At 42.4% G+C, this 23,257-nt stretch carries 19 protein-coding genes; 12 read left to right on the forward strand and 7 right to left on the reverse strand.

Features of this window, described 5'->3' with window-relative positions; genetic code table 11:
- The first annotated feature begins 5 nt into the window (after positions 1-5).
- The 8 genes from VFM80_RS01805 (at position 6) to VFM80_RS01840 (ending at position 11,861) form a co-directional block, all read left to right on the forward strand.
- Positions 6-3,167 carry a T9SS type A sorting domain-containing protein gene (locus VFM80_RS01805; RefSeq protein WP_395068956.1) on the forward strand — a complete coding sequence of 1,054 codons (3,162 nt, stop codon included), beginning with the start codon at positions 6-8 and terminating at the stop codon, positions 3,165-3,167.
- The gene (locus VFM80_RS01810; protein ID WP_395068958.1) at positions 3,167-6,526 is read left to right on the forward strand and encodes a hypothetical protein; all 3,360 of its coding nucleotides are present in this window, start codon (positions 3,167-3,169) and stop codon (positions 6,524-6,526) included. Before VFM80_RS01805 ends, VFM80_RS01810 begins: the two co-directional genes overlap by 1 nt.
- Complete coding sequence (locus VFM80_RS01815) at positions 6,523-7,482, forward strand: hypothetical protein (protein WP_395068960.1); 960 nt, start codon at positions 6,523-6,525, stop codon at positions 7,480-7,482. The genes VFM80_RS01810 and VFM80_RS01815 overlap by 4 nt, the downstream gene beginning before the upstream one ends.
- Positions 7,483-7,511: 29 nt before the next feature.
- Positions 7,512-8,348: a PASTA domain-containing protein gene (locus tag VFM80_RS01820; RefSeq protein WP_395068961.1), complete on the forward strand. Its 837-nt coding sequence runs from the start codon at positions 7,512-7,514 to the stop codon at positions 8,346-8,348.
- A gap of 21 nt (positions 8,349-8,369) precedes the next feature.
- The gene (gene rpe, locus VFM80_RS01825) at positions 8,370-9,047 is read left to right on the forward strand and encodes a ribulose-phosphate 3-epimerase (RefSeq protein ID WP_395068963.1); all 678 of its coding nucleotides are present in this window, start codon (positions 8,370-8,372) and stop codon (positions 9,045-9,047) included.
- 146 nt (positions 9,048-9,193) lie between these two features.
- Positions 9,194-10,135: a PhoH family protein gene (locus tag VFM80_RS01830; RefSeq protein ID WP_395068965.1), complete on the forward strand. Its 942-nt coding sequence runs from the start codon at positions 9,194-9,196 to the stop codon at positions 10,133-10,135.
- 147 nt (positions 10,136-10,282) lie between these two features.
- Positions 10,283-11,083, forward strand: coding sequence for an MBL fold metallo-hydrolase (locus VFM80_RS01835; RefSeq protein ID WP_395068967.1), 801 nt, complete (start codon positions 10,283-10,285; stop codon positions 11,081-11,083).
- A gap of 25 nt (positions 11,084-11,108) precedes the next feature.
- Positions 11,109-11,861, forward strand: a complete 753-nt coding sequence (locus VFM80_RS01840) for a purine-nucleoside phosphorylase (RefSeq protein ID WP_395068969.1) — start codon at positions 11,109-11,111, stop codon at positions 11,859-11,861.
- Between the two features lie 38 nt (positions 11,862-11,899).
- Here the strand turns inward: VFM80_RS01840 and VFM80_RS01845 are convergent, their stop codons facing one another.
- Together VFM80_RS01845 and VFM80_RS01850 are read right to left on the reverse strand one after the other, a co-directional pair.
- Positions 11,900-13,450: an acyl-CoA carboxylase subunit beta gene (locus VFM80_RS01845; protein WP_395068970.1), complete on the reverse strand. Its 1,551-nt coding sequence runs from the start codon at positions 13,448-13,450 to the stop codon at positions 11,900-11,902.
- Between the two features lie 13 nt (positions 13,451-13,463).
- Positions 13,464-15,116, reverse strand: a complete 1,653-nt coding sequence (locus VFM80_RS01850; protein WP_395068972.1) for a hypothetical protein — start codon at positions 15,114-15,116, stop codon at positions 13,464-13,466.
- Between the two features lie 139 nt (positions 15,117-15,255).
- Here VFM80_RS01850 and VFM80_RS01855 point away from each other — a divergent pair, with 139 nt between their 5' ends.
- From VFM80_RS01855 to VFM80_RS01870, 4 genes are all read left to right on the forward strand, one after another.
- Positions 15,256-15,867: an ABC transporter ATP-binding protein gene (locus VFM80_RS01855; RefSeq protein ID WP_395068974.1), complete on the forward strand. Its 612-nt coding sequence runs from the start codon at positions 15,256-15,258 to the stop codon at positions 15,865-15,867.
- Between the two features lie 118 nt (positions 15,868-15,985).
- Positions 15,986-17,086: an aminopeptidase gene (locus VFM80_RS01860; protein WP_395068976.1), complete on the forward strand. Its 1,101-nt coding sequence runs from the start codon at positions 15,986-15,988 to the stop codon at positions 17,084-17,086.
- Positions 17,087-17,210: 124 nt separating this feature from the next.
- Positions 17,211-17,636 (forward strand): response regulator transcription factor, encoded by a 426-nt coding sequence (locus tag VFM80_RS01865; protein WP_395068978.1) that lies wholly within the window; start codon positions 17,211-17,213, stop codon positions 17,634-17,636.
- A 108-nt stretch (positions 17,637-17,744) separates the two neighbouring features.
- Positions 17,745-18,167 carry a VOC family protein gene (locus VFM80_RS01870; RefSeq protein WP_395068980.1) on the forward strand — a complete coding sequence of 141 codons (423 nt, stop codon included), beginning with the start codon at positions 17,745-17,747 and terminating at the stop codon, positions 18,165-18,167.
- A gap of 18 nt (positions 18,168-18,185) precedes the next feature.
- On the opposite strand, the gene VFM80_RS01875 is transcribed toward VFM80_RS01870, so the two are convergent.
- From VFM80_RS01875 to hemE, 5 genes are all read right to left on the reverse strand, one after another.
- Positions 18,186-18,611: a hypothetical protein gene (locus tag VFM80_RS01875; protein ID WP_395068982.1), complete on the reverse strand. Its 426-nt coding sequence runs from the start codon at positions 18,609-18,611 to the stop codon at positions 18,186-18,188.
- A gap of 57 nt (positions 18,612-18,668) precedes the next feature.
- Complete coding sequence (gene hemL / locus VFM80_RS01880) at positions 18,669-19,964, reverse strand: glutamate-1-semialdehyde 2,1-aminomutase (RefSeq protein ID WP_395068984.1); 1,296 nt, start codon at positions 19,962-19,964, stop codon at positions 18,669-18,671.
- An 81-nt stretch (positions 19,965-20,045) separates the two neighbouring features.
- Positions 20,046-21,029: a porphobilinogen synthase gene (hemB, locus tag VFM80_RS01885; protein WP_395068986.1), complete on the reverse strand. Its 984-nt coding sequence runs from the start codon at positions 21,027-21,029 to the stop codon at positions 20,046-20,048.
- A gap of 85 nt (positions 21,030-21,114) precedes the next feature.
- Positions 21,115-22,044: an oxygen-dependent coproporphyrinogen oxidase gene (hemF, locus tag VFM80_RS01890; RefSeq protein WP_395068988.1), complete on the reverse strand. Its 930-nt coding sequence runs from the start codon at positions 22,042-22,044 to the stop codon at positions 21,115-21,117.
- 71 nt (positions 22,045-22,115) lie between these two features.
- Complete coding sequence (gene hemE, locus VFM80_RS01895) at positions 22,116-23,147, reverse strand: uroporphyrinogen decarboxylase (RefSeq protein WP_395068990.1); 1,032 nt, start codon at positions 23,145-23,147, stop codon at positions 22,116-22,118.
- Positions 23,148-23,257 lie beyond the last annotated feature (110 nt).

The following is a 23,257-nucleotide window of genomic DNA, read 5'->3' on the forward strand; positions in this document are numbered from 1 at the left end:
AGAGCATGTTATTTTTTAGCATGCTCTTTCTGTTTTACAATCATAATATTTTGGCACAAAATGTTTCTGTACAACGTACCCATGCTATTTCCAGTCAACAACCACAGCTAAGTGAAGATTTGAATGCTATCGGGACTCTGAATATTATTGCTATTATGGTGGAATTCCAGCCCGATAGTAATCGCCTTACATCAGGCACAGGAATATTCGGGACGGACGGAATGGAAGGCCTTCCCTATCTCCAAAATGCCTCAGATTTTCGGGTCGAGCCTCTGCCCCATGATATTAACTACTTTGAAGCCCACCTGGAATTCGCAAAGAACTATTACGAAAAATCTTCCGATGGCCAATTAACTTTAAACTACCAAGTACTTCCAGATATCTACCGTCTCCCCAAAAAGATGGAAGAATATTCGCCAATTGGAGAAACATTTACTTACGAAAAAATAGCTGAACTTGCCCGCGATGCCTGGCAACAAGTTGAAAACGGAGTGAATTTCGACAATACCGGCCTTGATCCGGAAAACACAGCCTTCATTATTTTTCATGCCGGTGTGGGGCGGGATATTGAGCTTACTGGAACCAACCTTGATATCACTCCGTATGATATTCCTTCACTCTATCTTCGAAAAGAACAACTCGGCAATTTATTAGATGAACCTTCATTCAATGGTTTTCCGGTTAATGACGGGTCCTTTAGAGTTACTAACTCATTGATCATACCTCGCACGGAGTCACGCCGAGGACTTGATATTCAAGACATTGAGTTCGTGTTTCCACTTTCAATTAATGGGTTGTTAATTGCTTCCATTGCCAGCCATTTAGGTTTACCGGATCTATTCAATACTGAAACGGGAGATCCCGGAATCGGGCGGTTTGGGCTAATGGATGGTGCCGGTTTCTTTGCATACAACGGTCTGCTTCCTCCCGAACCCTCAGCCTGGGAAAAAATATACCTAGGTTGGGAGACTCCTTTTATTATAGATAAAAATATATCCGGGGATATTTCACTCCCGGCAAGTTCTCTTGCCCTATCCAACAGTATTGCCAAATATGAACTGTCGGATTTTGAATACTTTTTGATAGAAAACCGACACCGAGACCCTGATAATAATGGGATTACCATAACCATTCGTAAACCGGATGGTTCCGAAGTTCAGCAAACTTTTACCAATCAGGATATGGCATTCGTTTTTCAGGAAGCTGATTTTGATAAATTATTAGAGGCAGGTACTTTCGTAAATGCTACCAATTTTGATTTTAGTCTGCCGGGCGGGTTATATACCGGTGGAGATCAAAATGATCCTTCTGACGATCGGAATTTAAATGGGGGTATTCTGATATGGCATATTGATGAGTCTGTAATTAATACTCAACTAGAAAATGATCGCGTGAATGCGGATCCTGACAGAAGAGGTGTGGATCTGGAAGAAGCAGATGGAGCGCAAGATATTGGACAACCTGTTCCCGGTGCACTAAATAACACTGCTGCATTTGGGACTGCTTTTGACTTTTGGTGGTCCGGTAATGATTATCGTGTGATTTTAGAAACAGGAAGTGAAGTCAGCCTTTACGAAAACAGATTTAGTTTTGATACATATCCTGATAATCGAAGTAATTCCGGCGCGCCATCCTTTTTCGAATTATATGGCTTCTCCGAAAATCAACCTATAGCTACTTTTAATATCCGCCCGGCAGAACCAAATACTAAATTATATACCTCAGGATTTACAACTCAGTTAGACACTTCGAAAAGTTACTTTACTGCAGAAGACGACCCCTATTTCAAATATTTCCCTTTTTCACTTTCCATTTATGAGACACCAACTGATACCTTTCTGATCGTACCTGATCAGGAATCTGTAACAGCAGTATCCATTTCTGATCCTGTAAATATGCAATATCAACTTACGGATGTCTCCGTACAGCAACCCTTTATAGCTGATAACCTTATCCTGGCGACTAAACCGGGTAATGGCTCCGGTAGTATTGATATAGCTTCATTGAATTGGAATACAACCTCTTTTGACACTGTCTGGACTGCCACACTCCCTCAAAACAAAGGTTTTTTAAGTTCCCAAAATGGGGAAATTCTACATGCCGATCTTACAGCTTCCGGCCTGGACGCTGGCAACGGAGACGTTGTATCTGTAAGTACCACTCCTTCTCAGAGATCGGAGATCATAAATGGTGAGTTTTCCGAAGCATCAAATTCAGGGGTGGTTTTTTCTTCTATACCAAACTTCACCTTTCATCCGGAATCTATTCAAGGGAGGCTTTATACCGGCTCTATTCAGTTAGGAAACCGGATGATATTTTACGTTTTTGAAGATAATAAATACTCAGTTATAGACCCGAATTTGGCTGATCCTGAATTAACAATTTTTGAAGAATCCAATGCTGAATGGCCGGCAATACTTGAGAATGCCTCAATTTTACGGGTCGACAAAATTAATAACCGCTTGATCGGGATCAATAAAATCGGAGGGACTCAAAACTTTACACCTATTCAGGCCCCTGCAGGAATAAAATTTATTGGCACACCCCTATTCACTGACCTCATTAGTTCAGATAGTGAATACGCCTCACTCGTCATAGGGCAAGACAGCCTTTCGATGAATATCTATGCCTACCGAGAAGGTGGCAGATCGGTGAATGGGTTTCCCTTATATATAGGAAGAGCAGTATCCGGCAATGCACAACCGATTCATCCTATTATCTACCAAGGCACTCTTTATGCTGTCAGTCATAAAGGAGCGCTGAAATCCTGGAATCTGACGCAAGTCACAGATACAAAATGGAGCAGCAGGTACGGAAATAATACTTTTAATAAAGTCTCTGCACGTGTAAATGATACTTTCCCTGGAAATCCTTCCGGTTTTGGAGTGTTAAATGAAGCCGAGACCTATAACTGGCCAAACCCTGCCAATAATGAAACTAATATTCGATTTCAGATAGCTCCACCGGGCGGAATAATTCAAGTAACGGTAATAACCATGAGTGGCCGTATTATCTTTGAGGAAACCGTTACCTCACCCGGAGGCTTTCCGCAGGAAATTCTGGTTAATACTCAGAACTGGAGCAGTGGCGGATATGTAGCACGGGTAAAGGCTACTGTTGACGGTAAGACTGAAACCAAACTCATCAAAATTGGCGTGGTACACTAATGAGGCAACTGAAGCATTTATTGGCTATTTGTACTCTGGCTGCTTTGCTTCCTGCTATAGGTATGGCCCAAACGGATGTTCAGCTTTACGACTACCCCAATAATCACCTGGATTGGTTTACTATTGAAAGTGAGCATTTTCTCGTTCATTTCCAGCAAGGAAACAGCCGTACTGCTCAAATAGCTTCCCGAATAGCAGAAGAAATCTACCCCCCTATTACCAACCTGTATCAATATGAACCGGAAGGTAAAGTAAGCATTGTTCTAAAAGACCGGGAAGATTATTCAAATGGAGCTGCTTACTTTTTTGACAACAAGATCGATATTTGGGTTCCTGCTCTCGATACACCATTACGGGGAACTCATAATTGGCTCAGAAATGTGATCACGCATGAATATGTACATATTGTACAAATTCAGAAGGGAATGAAGCGATCAAGAAAGATACCTGCTTTATATTTGCAATGGCTTTCATATGAAAATGTACGGAGACCGGATGTTCTATATGGCTTTCCTAAAGGTATTATTACAATGCCTTTCGCTACCGTAAATATTCCGGCCTGGCTTGCAGAGGGCACAGCCCAATATCAAACTGCCGGACTTTTTTATGAAACATGGGACAGTCACCGGGATATGATCTTAAGGACGCGTATTCTCACTGATACTTATTTTACGCTTGATGAAATGGCCATATTTTCATCTAAATCAAGTTTGGAGAGGGAAATAGTGTACAATCAGGGCTTCGCATTTGTGATATATTTAGCGAATCGCTTTGGTGACCCGGTATTGCGGAAGATAACAGAAGCTTTAAGCCAAAAAGGAGTCTATTCTGTAAATAAAGCTATTGAAATTGCCACTGGCATCTCCGGAGATCAGGTTTTTGAAGACTGGATTGCTGAACGAAAGACATTTTATGCAAAAGCGATCGAAACCATAAACCCAACTCCTTCAGTAACAGTTGAGCCAAAAGGTTTCTTCAATTTTTATCCACAGCTTTCCCCTGATGCAACCAAGCTTGCGTATCTATCCAACAAAGGAACTGATTACGGCTTACTTTCACTTTACCTCAAAGATGTAAGCGGTAAAGAAACTGAGATAGCTACAGTCTATAACTTTGCACATCAAGACGGTCAAACTCATTTAAGACAAAGCCAACCGGTATTGAACTACCTGGAAACCTCTTTTTCTTTTTCTCCAACCGGAGAAAAAATTACCTATGCCATCAACAAAAAAAATAAGTACGGTGAGCGATACCGGGATATTTTTATTTATGATATCGAATCACACCAAAGCGAAAGGCTCACAAAAAGTGCACGCATACAATTTCCAAACTGGAATAATAATGGGGATAAAATAGCAGCTGTTCAAAATTCACAAGGCACGCAAAACCTTGTTCTACTTTATCCTGAGCATCCGGATTCGGTAACTCAGCTTACCCAATACAGCAACGGGGAGACTATATTTACCCCTCAGTGGTCTCCGGATGGATCTAAGGTCTATTTTTCCACTTCAGATCTGAACAATCGCAACATCCACATTTATGACATGGATTCGGGTAAGATCACTCCTTTACTCAATGATCCTTATATCGATTACCGAGATCCTTTCCCCGGGCCAAATGGAGAGTATTTATACTATTCATCTGATTTAGAAGGGATCTTCAATATTTACCGCTTACCCCTGAATGGAGGAGAACCTCAAAAGCTTACTGCGGTTATAGGCGGTGCCTTTATGCCTTACATCAGTGATAACGGCCAATTATATTTTTCAGAATATCTATTCGATGGATATAAGATCAAGACTGTAGATATAGCCGATCTTTTAGCTCATTCGGAAATGGGATTCTATGAGCCCGAGTATTCAGATGATATCAGCGTAGCCGGGACCGATCTTAGTTATATCTACAAGCTGAATGATTTCGATGACTCAGATATTCGTCCCTTTCCTGAAAAGATCCGGGCTATCTCAGATACTGGAACCTATCATTTTACAATCAGCAGTATTAACGACAATGAAGATCGAAGCTATAGAAAATATGAAGATACCTATTCAAGTTTTAGTTTCTTTCCTGTTCTTCGCTTTGATAACTACTCTCAGAAGTATGGCAACAACGGCTCTTTAATTAAAAATGGAAAGTTTGGGAAGCTCGGGCAAAACCTTTTGCGTGATGCAAAACCCGGGGTCTACTTTTCTTCCCGGGACGTGATTGACAAGCTGAGCCTTTTTGGCGGCCTGATGGTAGGATTAGCATCACAGCCCGCAGATGGTATCGGTGAGTTCTTTAGGCCTGATCGCTTATTTGGGCTCGATCGGGATGCCTTTTTAATAGCAGAACATCGCGGGCTTCCCTTTATCGAAAGAAGCTGGTCTCCAACCGTTGCCGTTGAAATTTATAATATGAGAAGAAATGTAGCCGATGGGCTCTCCATTGAAGAATTTCCATGCACATCCTGTCTTCCGGATACCATCAGTACTGACATTGCATATGACATTTGGGAAGCCGGTTTATTCTTTCGCAGCAAATTAAGCAGACGCAGCCTCCTGGAGTTAGGTGTTTCATATAGCCCTTATACCGTATCTACCGATAACTTCTATTCCCGTGAATTACAACAACAGGTAAGCGGTTCATCTTCAGAATATTTTCGGGGAACTACATTATCCGCTTCTTATACCTTTGATTATTATTTGTACTCTAATGATGCTGATATTGCCCCTTTGGGACTAAAAGGTTATTTAAGATATCAATATCAACCGTCAAAACTATTGGAAGAATATAAAATTGATGGTGGTGCCCTAAAACCCGTCTATAAGAGTTCAGATAATCACTCAACTGAATTACATCTTCGTTATGGTTTAAAAACTATTGGAGATCAGGCGTTTCAGGCCCGGATTCGAGGTTTTCATTATTTCAATGATCCCGGTGATTCATTCTATTCAGATTACGTAGGTGGTTTCCTGGGAATGCGCAGTTATCCTTATTTCGCAATTGGGGGAAGCACTACCGGGTTTACCAGCTTATCCTGGTTTGCTCCTGTATATCGGGGCATTAATAAGCAAGCCGGTCCATATATCTTTGATAAAGTATTCGCTCGTTTTTTCTTTGAAACAGGAAACGGCTGGAGAAGCCCCTATGATACCGGCAACAATTTAAAGTCAGGTGTTGGAGCTGAGCTGAGAGTAGCTATGAATGGATACTATTTATTTCCCCTTAAATTTTTTATCAGCTCATCATACGGTTTTAATGAATTTACACTGACACTACCGGACGATTTTATCACCAACTCACAAAGTAATCGGGTATCTTATGGACGCGAGTTGCTATTTCATTTCGGCTTAACATTTGACTTTGAACTGCTATGAGAACATTGTTTTCCCTGCTTTTGATTTTTGTGCCCTTTTCTATATCAGCGCAGTCACTGAGTGAATTCAATAATAATATTTTCAAAGAAACCGATCAGCAACCGGCTTTTACCGAAAAAGTTCAAATTTCGGATTTCAGATATCATCCGCCTTCTTCAGTCAGCAATTCTTTACTGGAAAGATCAAGAACTACTCCGGGTATAGCTTTTGCTGCATCTGCCATTATTCCGGGGACGGGGCAAGCCGCTAATGGGAAATGGGTGCGTGCCGGAGTTTATTTCACTGCTGAAGTTTTAGGGATCATTTATCATCTTGACAGAAATGCCAAAGCACGAAAACAAGAAAGAGCTTATGAACAATTCACTCATAAAAACTGGAGTGTAGTAGCTTATGCCCAGTGGTTGGTAAACTATTCAGAGATACATCAACTGGACAACGGGTGGCAATTACTCCAAAGTGAAATTAACGGAACCGTACCAAACTGGGGTAATACAAGACAAGACTGGAATCAGATCTCTATTTCCATTCTTCGCAATGTTGAAAACCAAACCCCGTTTTATTTCAAAGACCGAATTGGAAGTAATTTTTCACATGAACTTCCAGACTATGGTTCTCAGCAGTATTATGAACTGATCAGTAAATATTATCAATACCAGCCCGGTTGGCAAGATTGGTATGGAGCCATTACAACAGCCCCAAATCAAGACATTTCTATGTATAGATATTTTTGGAATGGACAAGATGAACCTTTTGCACTTTTTTATGAAGGGCGTGACCGCGCAGAGGAATTCAACCAAAACTACCGTGTTGCAGGGAACATCTTAAAGCTCCTGCTGGTAAATCATGTAGTCTCCGCCTTTGATGCTTTATTTACAATCCAACTCAAAAACAGCCGTATTAAGACAGAGACTAACTTATTGAAAATGGAACAATTTTCATTAACCTGGCACTTTTAACCCGTTGATAGTTACCTTATTTTATGAACATGCTTAAATACATATTCACTAACAAATACTTCTACATAGGCAGTGCCGCACTCGTTCTCTTTGGTGCACTCTTCCTTTTACTGGCTGATAAACTTATCATGCCCTATTACACAAATTATAACGAGGGAATAACTGTACCCGATGTCACCAAAATATCTTTGGAGGAAGCTCAGACACTTTTAAACGGATATGGATTGCAATATGAGGTTACAGAGAGACGGGCAAACTCAGCCTATCCTTCTGATTATGTAATTGATCAAAGTCCGGGAGCGTCTAATATCGTAAAGCCTAACCGAAAAGTTTATCTCACCGTTAATACCGAGGTTAAACCACAGGTAGAAGTACCAATGTTGGTAGACCTGAACCTCAGGAATGCGGAGATACAACTTCAAAACTATGGTTTGGTTATGGGTTCCACAAGCTATGAGTCTTCCCGTTTTAGAAACGTTGTTCTTCGCCAGTCAGTCCCGGCAGGAATAACTGTGGAAAAAGGAACCGTTGTTGACTTAGTGATCAGTGACGGCTTGGGTGAAAGAATGGTTACCGTGCCTGAAATCATCGGATTACGACTTTCTGAAGCACAACTTAGCTTAAGAAGAACCGGCTTAAATGTTGGAGAAGTACGTTTTAGGCCAACCAAAGATGTATCTCCAAATACGGTTTTAGATTACAGCCCCAAACAAGCAGAATTCAGGGAAGGTGAAACCCTTACATTGATAATATCTGAGCGTTTCGAAGCTGTTGAGCAAAGTGAGAGTGGTGCCGTGATCATTGATTCTACAGATAGTAATCCCGATTCAGTAAATACCGTTATACCCGATTCTCTAAATAATTAATCCAATTACAATAAGTACTAAATGAATTTTGAACTCCCTATTCTCGCACCATCAATTTTAGCCGCAGACTTTACCAAACTAGGAAATAATATTGAAGATGCTGTAAAAGGGGGGACTTCATGGATCCATTGCGATATCATGGACGGGCATTTTGTACCAAATATCAGTTATGGGCCCGGTATCGTAAAAGCTGCTAAAAAAGCCGCCCCTGACGCCTTTTTCGATGTTCACCTGATGATCGAGAATCCGGACGATTATGTAGAAAGTTTTGTTGAAGCAGGTGCTGACCTGATCTCTGTTCATTATGAGACTTGTCCCCACCTTCACCGCTCCATCCAAAACATCAAAAAATATGGATTGATGACCGGTGTAGTGGTCAATCCTGCAACTTCCCTGCATAATATTGAGCCTGTTTTAGCGGACGTTGATCTTGTGCTTATTATGAGTGTAAACCCAGGATTTGGAGGTCAAAGCTTTATTGAAAGCAGCTATGAAAAATTGAATAGCTTAGCACAAATGAGAGAAGAGAAAGAGCTCAGCTTTCTCATACAGGTAGATGGCGGTGTAAATCTCAAGAACATTAAGAAAGTTGCTAAAGCAGGTGCCGACGTTTTAGTTGCCGGGAGCAGCGTTTTCAGTGCTAAGGATATTACTGCACGTGTTGAAGAGCTTACCGGTAAGCTTAAGCAGAACCTTTAATCATTTTCGGGCTCTTATCGGTATCCCGCATCATTTCTGTTGCTAAATCCTTATCTTTAGGTATTAGATTCAATTAAATTTTTACTGCCATAAAAGACGAAAAAACACTTATCGAAAAAATTATCGAATTAGAGGGAGCTGATCCAATGGCTCTTTTTGGGTTGCATGATCATAACCTCATTGCACTGGATAAATCTTTTCCTGAAACTAAATTCAATGCGCGTGGCAATCGTGTCAAATTAACCGGCCCTGCCGAAGAGGTTGAAACAGCTACAAAAGTGATCGAAGGTATGATCGAATTACTTAACCGCAAAAGTAAAGTAGCTGAAGATGATGTAAACACATTGGTCAACCTGAAATCAGGGGAGAGCACAGCCAACAGGCCTCAGATCCATACTTTGGATGGTGCTTCCGGAGATACGATCATCCATACCCATAACGGAGAGGCCATAACGGCCAAAACTCCGGGGCAACGCCGGATTGTCCAATCCTCCACTGAAAATGATATTGTATTTGCTATCGGGCCGGCCGGAACCGGGAAAACCTACACTTCTGTTGCTTTAGCTGTACAGGCACTTAAAGACCGTAAAGTTCGAAAGATCATTCTAGCACGACCTGCTGTTGAAGCCGGTGAAAACCTTGGTTTCTTACCCGGTGATCTGAAGGAAAAGATCGACCCGTATCTTCGTCCATTATATGATGCCCTGGAGGATATGATAGACCGCGACCGGCTTGAGCTGCATCTTGCAAAAAATATTATTGAGATCGCTCCTTTGGCATATATGAGGGGACGAACGCTGAACAATGCTTTTGTGATCTTGGATGAGGCTCAAAATGCCACCAACACACAAATGAAAATGTTCCTGACGCGAATTGGCTTTAACAGTCGTGCCATCATTACCGGTGATATTACCCAAACTGATCTCCCCCGTCGTCAGGAATCAGGATTGATATCCATTCAAAAGATCCTTCAGGATATTGACGGCATCGATTTTGTGTATCTCGGCGAAGAGGATGTGGTACGCCACAAACTGGTTCGTGATATCATTAATGCCTATGAGAAGTTTGAGGGGAAGAATAAGAAGTAGCTTTCAGCATACAGCGATCAGCTTTCAGTTTTCTTTTTCAAATAATAACTGAAAGCTGAAGCCTAATAGCTGACGGCTAAACCTTCCTTAGCTTCAACAGTCAAATCAATTACGTATTACTTATAAAACTCTATCTTCGAATCAAACATGAAAACCTACGCCGCTACACTCTACGAAGGTACTTTTTCCGTTGGACTTGATAAAAAATTTGTTCGCATTGACCGTAATGATCCCCCTGCTAAGGGAGCTTTGAAGCTATCTTTGAATCCGTTTCTTATTCATACCTCTGAACGGAATTACTTGTTTGATTGTGGAATTGGGGAATTTGGTGAAGATACCGGGCCTGAAACTATCCGTGAAAACCTCAATGAACATGGTCTATCGGAATTTGATATCACGGACATTTTTCTGAGTCATTTGCACTATGATCACATCGGTGGATTAGCACATCGTGAAAGCGGATATTGGGAACTTACTTTTCCCGATGCTAACATCTGGGTTTCAAAGAAGGGATGGGAAAAAGTGATAGCAAAAGAAGAATATTATGATGCCGAAAAAACGGAATTCATTTCCTTTCTGGATGCTAAAGCTGATTTAAATTTCCTGGATGAAGAAGATCAGCCTTATCCCGACATCACCGTAAAGAAAATTGGCGGACATACTGAATTTCATCAGGTGCTGCTTTTCGATGACGGTAAACAAAAGTATATGCAGGCCGGTGATGTAATTGGTACAAAAGGTGCTATCAATAGAAAATATGCCGCGAAATATGATTTTGAGCCAAAAGTAAGCCAACAGCGGCGGGAAGAACTCGCAAAAAAAGCCTTTGAAGAAGGTTTTGTTATTATGTCTTATCATGAAGACCGAAATCCATTATTCAAACTTACCGGTTATGAAGATAAAACCGGATACAGCACAGAAAACATAGATTCGTATGTCCCTGCCTGATTACATTTTGACGATAAAAGATTTTTTGACCGAACATGGGTTCCCTGAACAGATCAATGCTGCCGTCATTCTGGGTTCAGGTTTAGGCAGCTTTGGCAATGAAATAGAAAATTCAGATTCCATTCCCTACAAAGATATTCCCTCCTTTCCTCAATCTACCGTGGAAGGACATTCGGGCTCTCTCATTTTTGGGGAGGTTGAAGATAAAACGGTATTGGCATTTTCAGGCCGGTTTCATCATTATGAGGGACATGCCTTTTCAAAGACCGTGCTTCCTGTACAGCTTGCTAAAGCTTTTGAGGTAAATAAACTCATCATTTCTAACGCGGCCGGTGGCATCAATCTGCGTTACCGTGTGGGGGATCTTATGATCATCGACAGCATTATAAAGCAGTTCTTTTTGGTTTCGGAACCGGCACTGCACACCTGGGACTCCAATTTTGAGGAATATGCCCGGGAAGTAAAACAGATCGCACGGGATCTCGGTATTGAAACTCAGATGGGAAGCTATCTTTTTTCCAAAGGACCCAATTATGAATCCAAGGCTGAAATTCGTGCCTTCCGCAAAATGGGCGGAGATGCCGTTGGAATGAGCACGGCTCCCGAACTTACCGAAGCAGCAAAACTCGGGGTTAAAACTGCGGCTATTTCCCTCATAACCAATGCAGCAGCAGGCGTGATCAATCAAAAATTAGATCATGCTGAGGTTAAGGAAGCCGCCGATCAGAAAAAGGATGTTTTTGCGAAGTTGGTTAAGGGATTGATAAAAGAATTTTAAATGTCTGAATGTTGAATTCCTTTAATTCCCCACTACCACTAAAGCGGTAAATTATCATGCTTTTTCTTCGGAACGGTATCTACCTTGTTCTGAGCTACTTCAAGCTGTTTTATAAGTTTTTGACGGGTTTCGGATGGTAAAATCACATCATCTATAAAACCACGCCCTGCTGCAAGATATGGATGAGCAAAGTTTTCGCTATACTCATCTTCCAGCTCTTTTTGCTTGGCTTCGGGATCATCTGCTTTTGCAATCTCTTTACGGAAGATAATCTCCACCGCTCCTTTTGTGCCCATTACCGCGATTTCGGCGGTTGGCCAGGCTACGTTATAGTCCGCCCGGATATGCTTGGAGTTCATTACATCGTAAGCGCCTCCATAGGCCTTACGGGTAATAACAGTCATCTTAGGCACGGTAGCCTCGCAGAACGCATACAGTAGCTTCGCACCGTGTTTAATGATACCATTCCACTCCTGATCAGTACCGGGAAGAAATCCGGGTACATCTTCAAATACCACCAATGGAATATTGAAGGCATCACAAAAACGAACAAATCGTGCGCCCTTAAGGGAAGCGTCAATATCAAGTACGCCTGCCAGCGAAAGTGGTTGATTAGCCACAACTCCTACACTGCGCCCGCCTAAACGTGCAAATCCAACCACGATATTGTCTGCGTAGTTTTCATGCACTTCATAAAAAGAATCTTTATCCATGATCCCGGCAATCACATCATGAATATCATACGGTTTGTTGGGATTGAGCGGAACCAGATCTTCCAGTGCTTTTGCTTTAGCTGAATCCGGTTCTTTGGACTCGATCATCGGCACTTTTTCCTCGCAGTTCTGAGGAACATACTTCATCAATTCTCTGATATCATTCAAACAAACCGCATCATTTGCACTGGAAAAATGAGATACGCCCGATTTAGTACTGTGGGTTGATGCTCCACCCAGTTCTTCTGAAGTCACTTCTTCGTGTGTTACGGTTTTTACAACATTCGGTCCGGTAACAAACATGTAGCTGGTATTTTCAACCATAAAAATAAAATCGGTAAGTGCAGGGCTGTAAACCGCGCCACCTGCACAAGGTCCCATTACTGCAGATATCTGTGGCACAACACCGGAAGCCATACTGTTTCTCCAGAATACTTCAGCATATCCCCCTAATGAAGAAACCCCTTCCTGAATTCGAGCTCCGCCGGAATCATTCAGTCCTATAATGGGAACGCCATTTTTAAGGGCCAGATCCATGATCTTGCAAATCTTCTCAGCATGAGTTTCAGATAAAGATCCCCCAAAAACAGTGAAATCCTGACTGAATACATAAACCGGCCGGCCGTGGATATTCCCATATCCTGTTACCACTCCGTCTCCCAGAAACTGTTTCTCCTCTAAACCAAATGCCGTGCTTCTGTGAGTCACAAACTTGTCAATTTCCTCGAAAGAGCCTTTATCCAATAGCAGATCGATACGCTCCCGGGCCGTTAACTTGCCTTTTTCATGTTGTTTTTCAATTCGGGATTTTCCTCCGCCTTTTCTTGCGTCTTCTCTTAATTTTTGAAGTCTTTCTACTTTTGGATTGGTTGGCATAAATAACTATTGGTTAGGTTTTATATTCATCAAAATAGGATTGCAGCTTGTCTGTAAAATCAACAACTGCTTCCGAAAGCATATCTACTTTATTGGCTGAAAAAACATCTTTTTCAAGATAATCGGATGCATCGTCCCAGCTATCTGATTCCTGAATTTTCTTAAGAGAGCTTTCGTATTCCTTTTTTTTCCCTTTAAAAATTTCTTTTATAAATACTTTTTCTTGTCCTATCAGGAAATCTTTAAGCTCAGGTACTTCATCTTCAACCTCAGCATCTTCTTCATCAACTAAAGTATCCTCATCTATTAACGTATCCGCATCCGAAGCTTTACTTTTGCCCATCATCACTTCCATTTGATCCGGACGCAGAAATTTTTGCCACATCGGCTCAGGTTCACCTGCCCCTTCTTCATTAAGGTCATCATCAGCTTCTTCCATCAGAGAATTCAATTCATCTACTTCTTCCGGGTCTTCTTCTTTAGGTGTTTCTTTTTTCAGCTCTGCTGACTTTTTCTTATCAGCCTTATCTTCTTTTTTGCTTTCTTTCTTCCCCTGCTCTTCTTCTTTTTCTTCCTTTGTCAAGTTCTTGAAAGAACTTGCAGCCTGATCGAGCACGGTTACTAAATTCTTGCGAAATTTCTTTATCTCATCCGTCTGTTCCCCATCTTTAAGAGATTTGGAGATCTCGTCAGCATCCGGCACTTCCTCAAACTCTTCAAAAATGGTCTTGTCTTTTTGCTCCGTTTTAAAAAGTTCATTGAATGACTCTTCATCCGTCATTTGAGGATCATTGGCGTTGTAATCTCCAAAAAAACTGTCTAAAAGCCTTTGTTCTTTTTCGTCGATCTGCTCCACTTCTTCCTCATCAGGATCATCAAATCGATTCTTTTGGGCAATGAGTTCTTCACGAAACTGATCCCTGAATTTTTCCTGCAGCTTCACATCTAAAAGATCAGGGTATGAGAGAATCTCAATAAAGCGCTCTTTTGTTATTTCCTCCTCCAACTCATTAAATGCTTTGGCCGTTAAATAAAGTCCCTTGTCTTCAAAGAAAAGCTGAATTAATTTCGCATCGATTTGCCCGCCAAACAGCTTAAATAACAACTCGAGTATTTGTGCCCAGTCTTTTGCAGTATAAGAGGCAACCAGATTTGCATCCAGGTTATGGATCAATAGCTTACATCTCTTTTTCTCTAAAGTCTTCAGCTTCCGCTTTTGCATATACAGCGGGATAGCCCGGCCAAAATGCTTATAGATAGTCAGCTTTTCGGTACGATTGAGAAGTTCTTCGTAACCGAGCTCTTCTTCCCCTTTATAAATATATTCAGCCATATGCTGCCGGGGTTCCAGATAAACTTTTATGATATCGGTTACGACCTGGCCCGCAATTTCATAAAATTTTTCCTTTGGGATCCGGGAGTTTGCAAATAAAGCATGCTGAAAGTCTTTCCATGCATCTTGTACCAGAGGCTGATCAATGTTTGCCCATTCCGTATCCTCGAGCACAAATTCTTTCTTCAGCTTCTCATTTACTTCTATTCTGATCCTTTCCACTATAAACGATGGGAACCCCGCTGAAAGAAAGTCTTTTAGCATGTAATAGGGCTTGTCAGATTTAACAGCTCCTATTAGCTTATCAATAATATTTTCTACTGATCGGTACATATCCCAATTTATAAATTTATTGAAAATAAAGCCTGTCGAGTCGCAATACAATTAAGGATTTAGTAATTCTTTTATTGTTTTCAAACTTAACGAATTGATTTCGAATTCTTATTAATCCTAAACTTGCTACCTTAAGGGCATGATTTCAGTACAAGTTAACAATCTTACAAAAAAATATAATCAGCATACTATTTTTTCAGAGCTTAATTTTGAGCATGAAAAAGGGGTTCTGGGAATTTCCGGTGAGAATGGAAGCGGGAAGTCTACCTTGATGAAATGCCTTGTTTATCTCTTGCGACCCAATGCCGGTTCCATCAGTTGGAAAAATGGGCCAAAATTGATGGGCCAAAAGCAGGTAAAAGCTAAGGTCGGATACCTTGCCCCCTACATCAATTTATATTCTGAACTTTCTGTACTAGAGAATTTACGCTTCCTTATTGAGGCCGGGGGGATAAAAGCTGATGAAGATCAGTTATCAGGATTACTCGGAAAAATGGAGATCATCCATCTTAAAGACCAGCTGTTTGGTAAACTTTCAACGGGACAGCAGCAACGAGCTAAACTTGCAGCTGCCTTAGTGCGAGATCCGCAGATCCTATTGCTGGATGAACCCGGTTCTAATCTGGATAAAAAAGGGCACGAGCTGGTAACTCGCATCGTTCGGGAAGCATCTGAAGCCGAAAAACTTGTTTTCATTGCCTCTAACGATCCCGCCGAAATTGCACTTTGTGACGAGGTTGTAGAGCTTTGACTATGTTTGATATTTCAAAAGAATCAGCCCCATTTTATCACTTCATAACTAACTTCTATTTCCTTTAACTTCCATCAGGGAAACTTCTAATCCAAAACTTTTAATTTCCACTTTCCACATGATTTCAGAACACGATCAAAAACTGGCCAAGCTTATTCTTGAACACAGCACCGAAGTTCAAAAAGGACAAAATGTAATGGTGCAGCTTATCGGGCTAAACGGCATCGACCTTTTGCAGGCATTGGTTGCCCAGATCAGAGCTAAAGATGCTCATCCATTCATAAAAATTGAAGATGCTGAAACGCAACGAATATTGATCGAAAACGGGAATGAGGGATTTTGGAAAAATCAGGCTGAGGTTGATCAGCTCCCGCTTATGAAGCAGATGGATGCTTTTATCGGGATTCGTGCTTCGCAGAATATCTACGAGAATTCACAAGCAAGCAAAGAAGCGAACAAAGCCTACTCCGAGCATTTCCTTCATCCTGTTCACTTTGATGAGCGCGTCAACAACACCAATTGGTGCATCATGCGCTACCCTTCCGCCGCCTTTGCCATGAACGCGAAAATGCCGACTTCAGCTTTTGCTGAATTTTATTACAAAGCCTGTCTGGTAGATTACGGTCAGCTCGAAGAGGCCATGAAGCCGCTCGAAAAAAGATTGCGTGCCACTGATGAGATCCATTTGAAAGGCGAAGGAACCGATATTAAATTTTCGGTAAAAGGACAGAATTGGGTGCCTTGCTTCGGGAAACGGAATATCCCGGATGGCGAGCTGTTCACATCTCCTGTACTTGATTCCGTAAATGGGGTCATTACCTATGCTCCCTCTGTATATCAGGGCAAGCCTTTTGAATTTGTGAAACTCGAAGTAAAAGACGGCGTTGTAGTGGATTTCGATTCCTCTAACAATGAAGCCCTTAAAGACATTCTTGACACTGATGAAGGCGCCAGCCGATTCGGTGAATTCAGCTTTGGGCTAAATCCGGTGATCGAAAGTCCGATGTATGACATCCTGTTTGATGAAAAGATCTACGGCTCTAACCATCTTACCCTCGGTAAAGATTACGAAATTGCACCTAACGGAAACTCCAGTAACATCCACTGGGATCTCGTTTGTATCGGTGCCAATGTGTATCTGGATGGGGAATTGGTTCGTGAAGGCCGGAAATTCGTAGTCGATGATCTGAAAGGACTCAATCCGGAAGAGCTGCTTTAGGGCATCACATTTTACAGGACTATATCCTCTGCTATTGCACTGCAACGGAATCACATAAGACTATTTTAATACATCCCTTTCTTACAGGTTTGTATCTTATGCTAAGAATAAATGCGGGAGCAAAATGCGAAATTTAATATGGATCTTTGGGGTAACTCTCGGGCTCGCCTCCCTGATCCTTAAAGGTATCGAACTTTACTACTCTGTCAGTATTATACCGACTGAATTATATATTGGCATCGTAGCGGTTCTTTTTATAGGATCTGCTATTTGGATAGTGAATAGATTCACTTCAATGTCACCTAAAGAACCAGGAAGAAAACCATTCAAGAGAAATGAACATGTTTTTCAAGCTTTGGATGTCACTGCACAGGAGCTTAAAGTGCTGAAGCAGCTAGCAAAAGGTCGTTCAAATCAAGAAATAGCTGATGAATTGGCTATCTCAACCAATAAAGTAAAAAACACGCTATCCCGAGTATATAAAAAGCTGGAAGTAGATCGCCGGAGTATGGCTGTTAAGAAAGCAAAATCCCTTAAGCTCATTTCTTAGTTTATCACACGTTCAAGCTTTTGCACCTTTCGTTTTTCTTGTTCGTGATTTATTTCCGATTTATCCCGTATTTATAAGCCATCTAATTCTTACTACAATTAAGGTAACATGAAAAAGCGAGTAACAGGACTAGGCGGAATTTTCTTTAAAAGTGAAGATCCAAAGGCATCAAAGGAATGGTATAAGAAACATCTCGGGATAGATAATGGCCAATATGGCGGAACCTTTGAATGGCGGCATGCTGAAGACCCCAACAAAAAAGGATTTACCGCCTGGAGTGTGTTTGATCATAAAACCGAATACACCGATCCAAGTACCAAAGACTTTATGATCAATTATAGGGTTGAAAACCTGGAAGAACTACTCAAAACACTGAGAAAAGAAGGGGTAGAAGTGGTCGGTGAGATGGAGGTATTCGAATACGGTAAGTTCGGCTGGATCATGGACCCTAATGGAATCAAGATCGAACTTTGGGAGCCCAATGATGAGGAATATGATAAGATAAAAGGTGAGACGAATTTGAGTAGTTGAACCGGCATAGGCTACGTTTCAACCCAACAGCTTTTTGATCTCTTGAATCTTGTGATTTCGATCTATGGAGTAGACATTACCTTGCTCTTCGATATGAGTGTAAATATCCAGGGAACGCTGTAACAGTTCTGTAATTTTTCCTGACCACTTTTGATCCTCTTCCAAAGTATTTGCGATCGAATAAAACAAATCGGCCATCTGCTCCAGGTTTTCCTTATTCATCCCTTCTTTTTGCTCCAGCGTTTGGATCATTTCTTTTGAATTCATTTCTAAAAGAGATCCTAAATCCAATTCCAGCTGTTCATTTAGCGCATTATTGGTGATCTCAAATACTTGTTGTGCCTGCCCGGTTTCCTTAAGACCAACCACAGCAGCGATCACCTTAGCCAATACCTGGGAAAGCTGATGGATTTGCCGCATGATATAATCATTACTGTTGAGCATGAGAACTATTTTTTAATATGTCACTGTGAGAAATCGATCATTCGAATTTTGGGTCTATTAATCATTCTTGATATCCCCGATCGTCTCCTCAAAAGCCGTCAAGGTATTACTGATATCATCAGAGGAAAGTGCATTGCTTAGGAAAAAAGCTTCAAAGGGTGACGGAGGTAAATGCACGCCTCGCTTCAGCATGCCATGGAAGATCTTCCCGAATAGCTCTTTATCTGTGCGATTGGCATCATCAAACGTCTCTACCGGACCTTCACAATAAAACACTCCTACCATAGAACCTACCCGATTTATAGCATGGGTAATGTCATGATCGCTGAGGATTTTCCCAATCCCATTGGCCAATACGGATGCTTTTTTCTCCAATTCTCCGTACACCTGTGGATTTTCCTTCAGTTTCTTGAGCAACGTAAACCCCGCCGCCATCGCCAGCGGATTTCCGGAAAGCGTTCCCGCCTGATATACCGGACCGGTTGGCGCTACATAATCCATGATCTCTCCTTTACCACCATAAGCTCCAACAGGCAATCCTGCCCCTATGATCTTGCCGTAAGTTACCATATCCGCCGTTACGCCATAAACTTTTTGGGCGCCCTGGAAATCTACGCGGAAGCCGGTCATCACCTCATCAAAAATGAGAACGATATCGTGCTCATCACACAGATCGCGAAGTCCCTGCAAAAAACCTTCTTTGGGAGGGATGCATCCCATATTCCCGGCAATGGGTTCCAGGATGATCGCTGACATATCATCTTTGTTGGCTTCCACTAATTTCTTCACAGAATCGAGATTGTTGTACTCAGCATTCAGGGTGTCTTTAGCTGTTCCCTCGGTTACACCAGGACTGCTTGGCTCTCCCATCGTCAACGCCCCACTTCCCGCTTCTATCAGAAACGAATCCCCATGCCCGTGATAATTTCCTTTGAACTTGATGATCTTGTTCTTGCCGGTATATCCGCGAGCTACACGAATGGCACTCATGGTGGCTTCGGTTCCGGAATTTACCATACGGACTTTATCCACTCCGGGAACTGAGCTTGTAATGAGTTCCGCCATATCTACTTCAAGTCGAGTTGGGGCTCCGAATGAGGTGGAATTCACTGCCGTTTCCTGCACAGCTTTTACCACGTCGGGCTCGGCATGACCTAACAGCATCGGGCCCCACGAACTGATGTAGTCGATGTACTTATTTCCATCTTCATCCCACAAATAAGCACCCTTGGCTTTAGTGATAAAGATCGGCGTTCCCCCCACACTGTTGAACGCCCGAACCGGAGAATTCACTCCGCCCGGAATGACTTTTGATGCTCGTTCGAAAAGGTCTTTGCTGTTTTGGTAACTCATATCTCTGTTCATTTCCAATCAAATTCAATTTTTAATACAGGGCGAATGTTCCGATTTATCGGAACCCCTACGATATTCAAATCATTTATCTTTGATCAATTTTGCGGCGTCTTTCGCAAAATAGGTTGCGATCAGATCGGCGCCGGCGCGCTTGAAGGCCAGCAGCGATTCCATCATTACCTCTTCCTCATTCAGCCAGCCTTTTTCGGCCGCGGCTTTGATCATTGCATATTCACCGGATACATTATATACAGAAACCGGGATGTTGAAATTCTGTTTCACCGCTCGCACCACATCCAGATACGGCATTCCGGGTTTTACCATTACGATGTCAGCTCCTTCATTGATGTCGAGTTCTACTTCGCGTAATGCTTCATCCACGTTAGCGGGATTCATCTGATAGGTTTTCTTGTCGCCAAATCCGGGAGCAGAATCGAGGGCATCCCGGAACGGTCCGTAGAAAGAAGAGGCATATTTTGCACTATAAGCCATGATCCCTGTATTCTCAAGTCCTGCTTCATCCAATGCCTTTCTCATGGCACCAATTCTGCCATCCATCATATCGGATGGAGCCACCATATCGGCACCGGCTTTGGCATGACTAACAGCCATCTTGGCCAACACTTCCACAGAAGGATCATTCATGATCTCGCCATCTTCCACGATTCCATCATGACCGTAAGAAGAATAAGGATCCATGGCCACATCGGTCATCACCCAAAGATCCGGATAATTCTTTTTTATAAACCGCACCGATTCCTGCATCAAGCCCTGATCATTCAAAGCTTCCGTTCCTTCATTATCTTTTTTGGAATCGGGTACTTTCACAAACAATAATACCGACTGAATCCCAACTTCGATCAGCTCTTCCAGTTCCTTACCTAAAACATCCAGGGTGTACCTGTAATATCCCGGCATGCTAGGGATCTCTTCTTTCTGATTCTTCCCTTCCATAATGAAGATGGGAGCAATAAAATCAGATGGATGTAAACGATTTTCCTGCACCATCCCGCGAATAGCGGATGATCGGCGGTTTCGTCTTAATCGGGTGGTGGGGTATTTCATAGTTTTATATTTGTGAAACGTGAAAAGGCAAAAGTGAAAAGTACTAAATGAACTTTTGCCTTTTCACGTTTCCCCTTTCACTTATCTAATAATTAATCCAATCGATGGGTTTCAAATGCTCGACCAATTCGGCTTCGGGACTTCCCGGTTCCGGTTTGTGATCATATTCCCATCGAACTTGTGGGGGCAGACTCATCAGGATCGATTCGATTCTGCCTTTGGTCTTCAGCCCAAACAAGGTACCGCGATCGTGGATCAAATTAAATTCTACGTATCGGCCGCGGCGGATCTCCTGCCACTTGCGGTGCTCTTCATTGAAATCCACATTTTTTCTTTTTTTCAAAATCGGGATGTAAGCATCGGTGAAGGCAAATCCACATGCTTTTGAAAACTCAAACAGATCTTCGGCTGAACGGTTTTCATCCGGTCGCTGATAATCAAAAAATAACCCTCCTATACCGCGCGCTTCTTCCCGGTGATGGTTATAGAAATAAGCATCACACTCCGCTTTATAAGTGGAATAATATTCCGGATCGAATCGGTCGCATACTTCTTTATGTACTTTATGAAAGTGCTTGGCGTCTTCAGGGAAAAGATAATAGGGCGTCATATCAGCTCCACCGCCAAACCATTGATCTCGCAGTTCACCGGTTTCCTTATCATATAATTCAAAATATCGGTAGTTGGCATGAACCGTAGGCGCAAAAGGGTTTCGGGGATGGATCACCAGGGAGACGCCCGTGGCAAAAAACTCAGATTCAGGCACTTCAAACTTCTGTTGCAAAGCCACCGGAAGTGGACCGCCAACCGTGGAGACATTCACTCCGCCCTTTTCGATCACCTCCCCATCTGCGATAATGCGCGTGCTGCCACCGCCAAAGCCATCCCGTTCCCAATCCTCGATCAAGAATTTTTGGGTACCTTCAACGGCTTCCAGTTCGTCGCAGATGTGTTGTTGGACGTCTGAGACGAATTGGGTGAATTGGGGTTTTAGGGAGGTTAATTTGTTTGCCATAATAATTAAATCATTAACCATTACCCGTGTAGGGACGTACCATGGTACGTCCCTACACGGGTAAAATACATTTAATAATTAAAATTCTTTACGGTATCCACAAACGTCTTTGCGTTTTCTACCGGGACGTTCGGTAAAATTCCATGACCTAAATTGGCGATGTAATTTCCTTTTCCGAAACGACGCATCATCTCCTTAGCCTCGGCTTCGATCTGCTCCGGTTTCATCAATAACTTGGAGGGATCGAAATTTCCCTGAACCACTTTATCTCCGGCAAACTGTCGGGCGTGTTCGGGTGTACATCCCCAGCCGATTCCAAACCCGGATACATTCGTTCCGGCAAACAAGGGGTAACTCCACTCTGCATCTTTGCAAAACATAATGAGCGGCACTTCATAGTCTTCTGAGGCAATTTTGTGAAGATGCGGCAAGGCGTATTTTTTAAAATCATCGGGACCAAGCGCCGCTGCCCACGATTCAAATACCTGTAATACCTGCGCCCCTGCCTTCACCTGATGGTGCAAATATTGTATTGTTTGGTCGGTCATTACCTCCAATAGCTTCTGAGCCGCTTCGGGCTGGGAGAACAAAAAGGACTTGGCGGTGGAAAAAGTTTTCGATCCCTGCCCTTCTACCAAATAGCAGAATAGCGTCCAGGGAGCACCGGCAAAGCCGATAAGGGGAACACGGCCATCCAGGGTTTTACGTGTGAGGGTCAATGCATCGTAAACGTATTGCAATTGCTCTTCAGCCGGAATGATATTCAACTTTTCTACCTGTTCCACAGTCCGAATCGGGTCAGGTAAATAGGGACCAAAACCCGGTTTAAGCTGCACTTCCACATCCAGGCATTCGATCAGCACCAGAATATCTGAGAATAAAATAGCTGCATCGGTTCCAACAATGTCGATGGGTTGAATGGTGATCTCGCAGGCCAGCTCAGGGGTTTTCACCCGCTCAAAAAAGCTGTACTTCTTTTTGATCTCCATGTATTCCGGAAGGTATCGGCCGGCCTGACGCATCATCCAGACGGGCGGGCGGGCGGTTTTTTTGCCTTCCAGCGTATCAAGCAGTAATCGGTTTTTAAGTTCGGGGAATGACATAATGTATTGCTTAATTTTTTATTTGTGCGGAATCTGATTGGTATCCCGGGTCAGTAAGGGCGCATGGCCATGCGCCCTTACTGACAAACATTTGATGAAATCACACCAAA

Origin of the sequence: Gracilimonas sp. (assembly GCF_035704785.1) — a bacterium.
Taxonomy (GTDB): Bacteria; Bacteroidota; Rhodothermia; order Balneolales; family Balneolaceae; genus Gracilimonas.

What these genes read in the sequence shown, in the direction of transcription:
- hemE (WP_395068990.1), bottom strand. Translation starts at nt 23,147, where the DNA reads ATGTCATTCCCCGAACTTAAAAACCGATTACTGCTTGATACGCTGGAA.
- rpe (WP_395068963.1), top strand. Translation starts at nt 8,370, where the DNA reads ATGAATTTTGAACTCCCTATTCTCGCACCATCAATTTTAGCCGCAGAC.
- VFM80_RS01830 (WP_395068965.1), top strand. Translation starts at nt 9,194, where the DNA reads ATGGCTCTTTTTGGGTTGCATGATCATAACCTCATTGCACTGGATAAA.
- VFM80_RS01860 (WP_395068976.1), top strand. Translation starts at nt 15,986, where the DNA reads ATGATTTCAGAACACGATCAAAAACTGGCCAAGCTTATTCTTGAACAC.
- hemB (WP_395068986.1), bottom strand. Translation starts at nt 21,029, where the DNA reads ATGAAATACCCCACCACCCGATTAAGACGAAACCGCCGATCATCCGCT.
- VFM80_RS01870 (WP_395068980.1), top strand. Translation starts at nt 17,745, where the DNA reads ATGAAAAAGCGAGTAACAGGACTAGGCGGAATTTTCTTTAAAAGTGAA.
- VFM80_RS01845 (WP_395068970.1), bottom strand. Translation starts at nt 13,450, where the DNA reads ATGCCAACCAATCCAAAAGTAGAAAGACTTCAAAAATTAAGAGAAGAC.
- VFM80_RS01810 (WP_395068958.1), top strand. Translation starts at nt 3,167, where the DNA reads ATGAGGCAACTGAAGCATTTATTGGCTATTTGTACTCTGGCTGCTTTG.
- VFM80_RS01865 (WP_395068978.1), top strand. Translation starts at nt 17,211, where the DNA reads ATGCGAAATTTAATATGGATCTTTGGGGTAACTCTCGGGCTCGCCTCC.
- VFM80_RS01855 (WP_395068974.1), top strand. Translation starts at nt 15,256, where the DNA reads ATGATTTCAGTACAAGTTAACAATCTTACAAAAAAATATAATCAGCAT.
- VFM80_RS01805 (WP_395068956.1), top strand. Translation starts at nt 6, where the DNA reads ATGTTATTTTTTAGCATGCTCTTTCTGTTTTACAATCATAATATTTTG.
- VFM80_RS01815 (WP_395068960.1), top strand. Translation starts at nt 6,523, where the DNA reads ATGAGAACATTGTTTTCCCTGCTTTTGATTTTTGTGCCCTTTTCTATA.
- VFM80_RS01835 (WP_395068967.1), top strand. Translation starts at nt 10,283, where the DNA reads ATGAAAACCTACGCCGCTACACTCTACGAAGGTACTTTTTCCGTTGGA.
- VFM80_RS01875 (WP_395068982.1), bottom strand. Translation starts at nt 18,611, where the DNA reads ATGCTCAACAGTAATGATTATATCATGCGGCAAATCCATCAGCTTTCC.
- VFM80_RS01850 (WP_395068972.1), bottom strand. Translation starts at nt 15,116, where the DNA reads ATGTACCGATCAGTAGAAAATATTATTGATAAGCTAATAGGAGCTGTT.
- hemL (WP_395068984.1), bottom strand. Translation starts at nt 19,964, where the DNA reads ATGAGTTACCAAAACAGCAAAGACCTTTTCGAACGAGCATCAAAAGTC.
- hemF (WP_395068988.1), bottom strand. Translation starts at nt 22,044, where the DNA reads ATGGCAAACAAATTAACCTCCCTAAAACCCCAATTCACCCAATTCGTC.
- VFM80_RS01820 (WP_395068961.1), top strand. Translation starts at nt 7,512, where the DNA reads ATGCTTAAATACATATTCACTAACAAATACTTCTACATAGGCAGTGCC.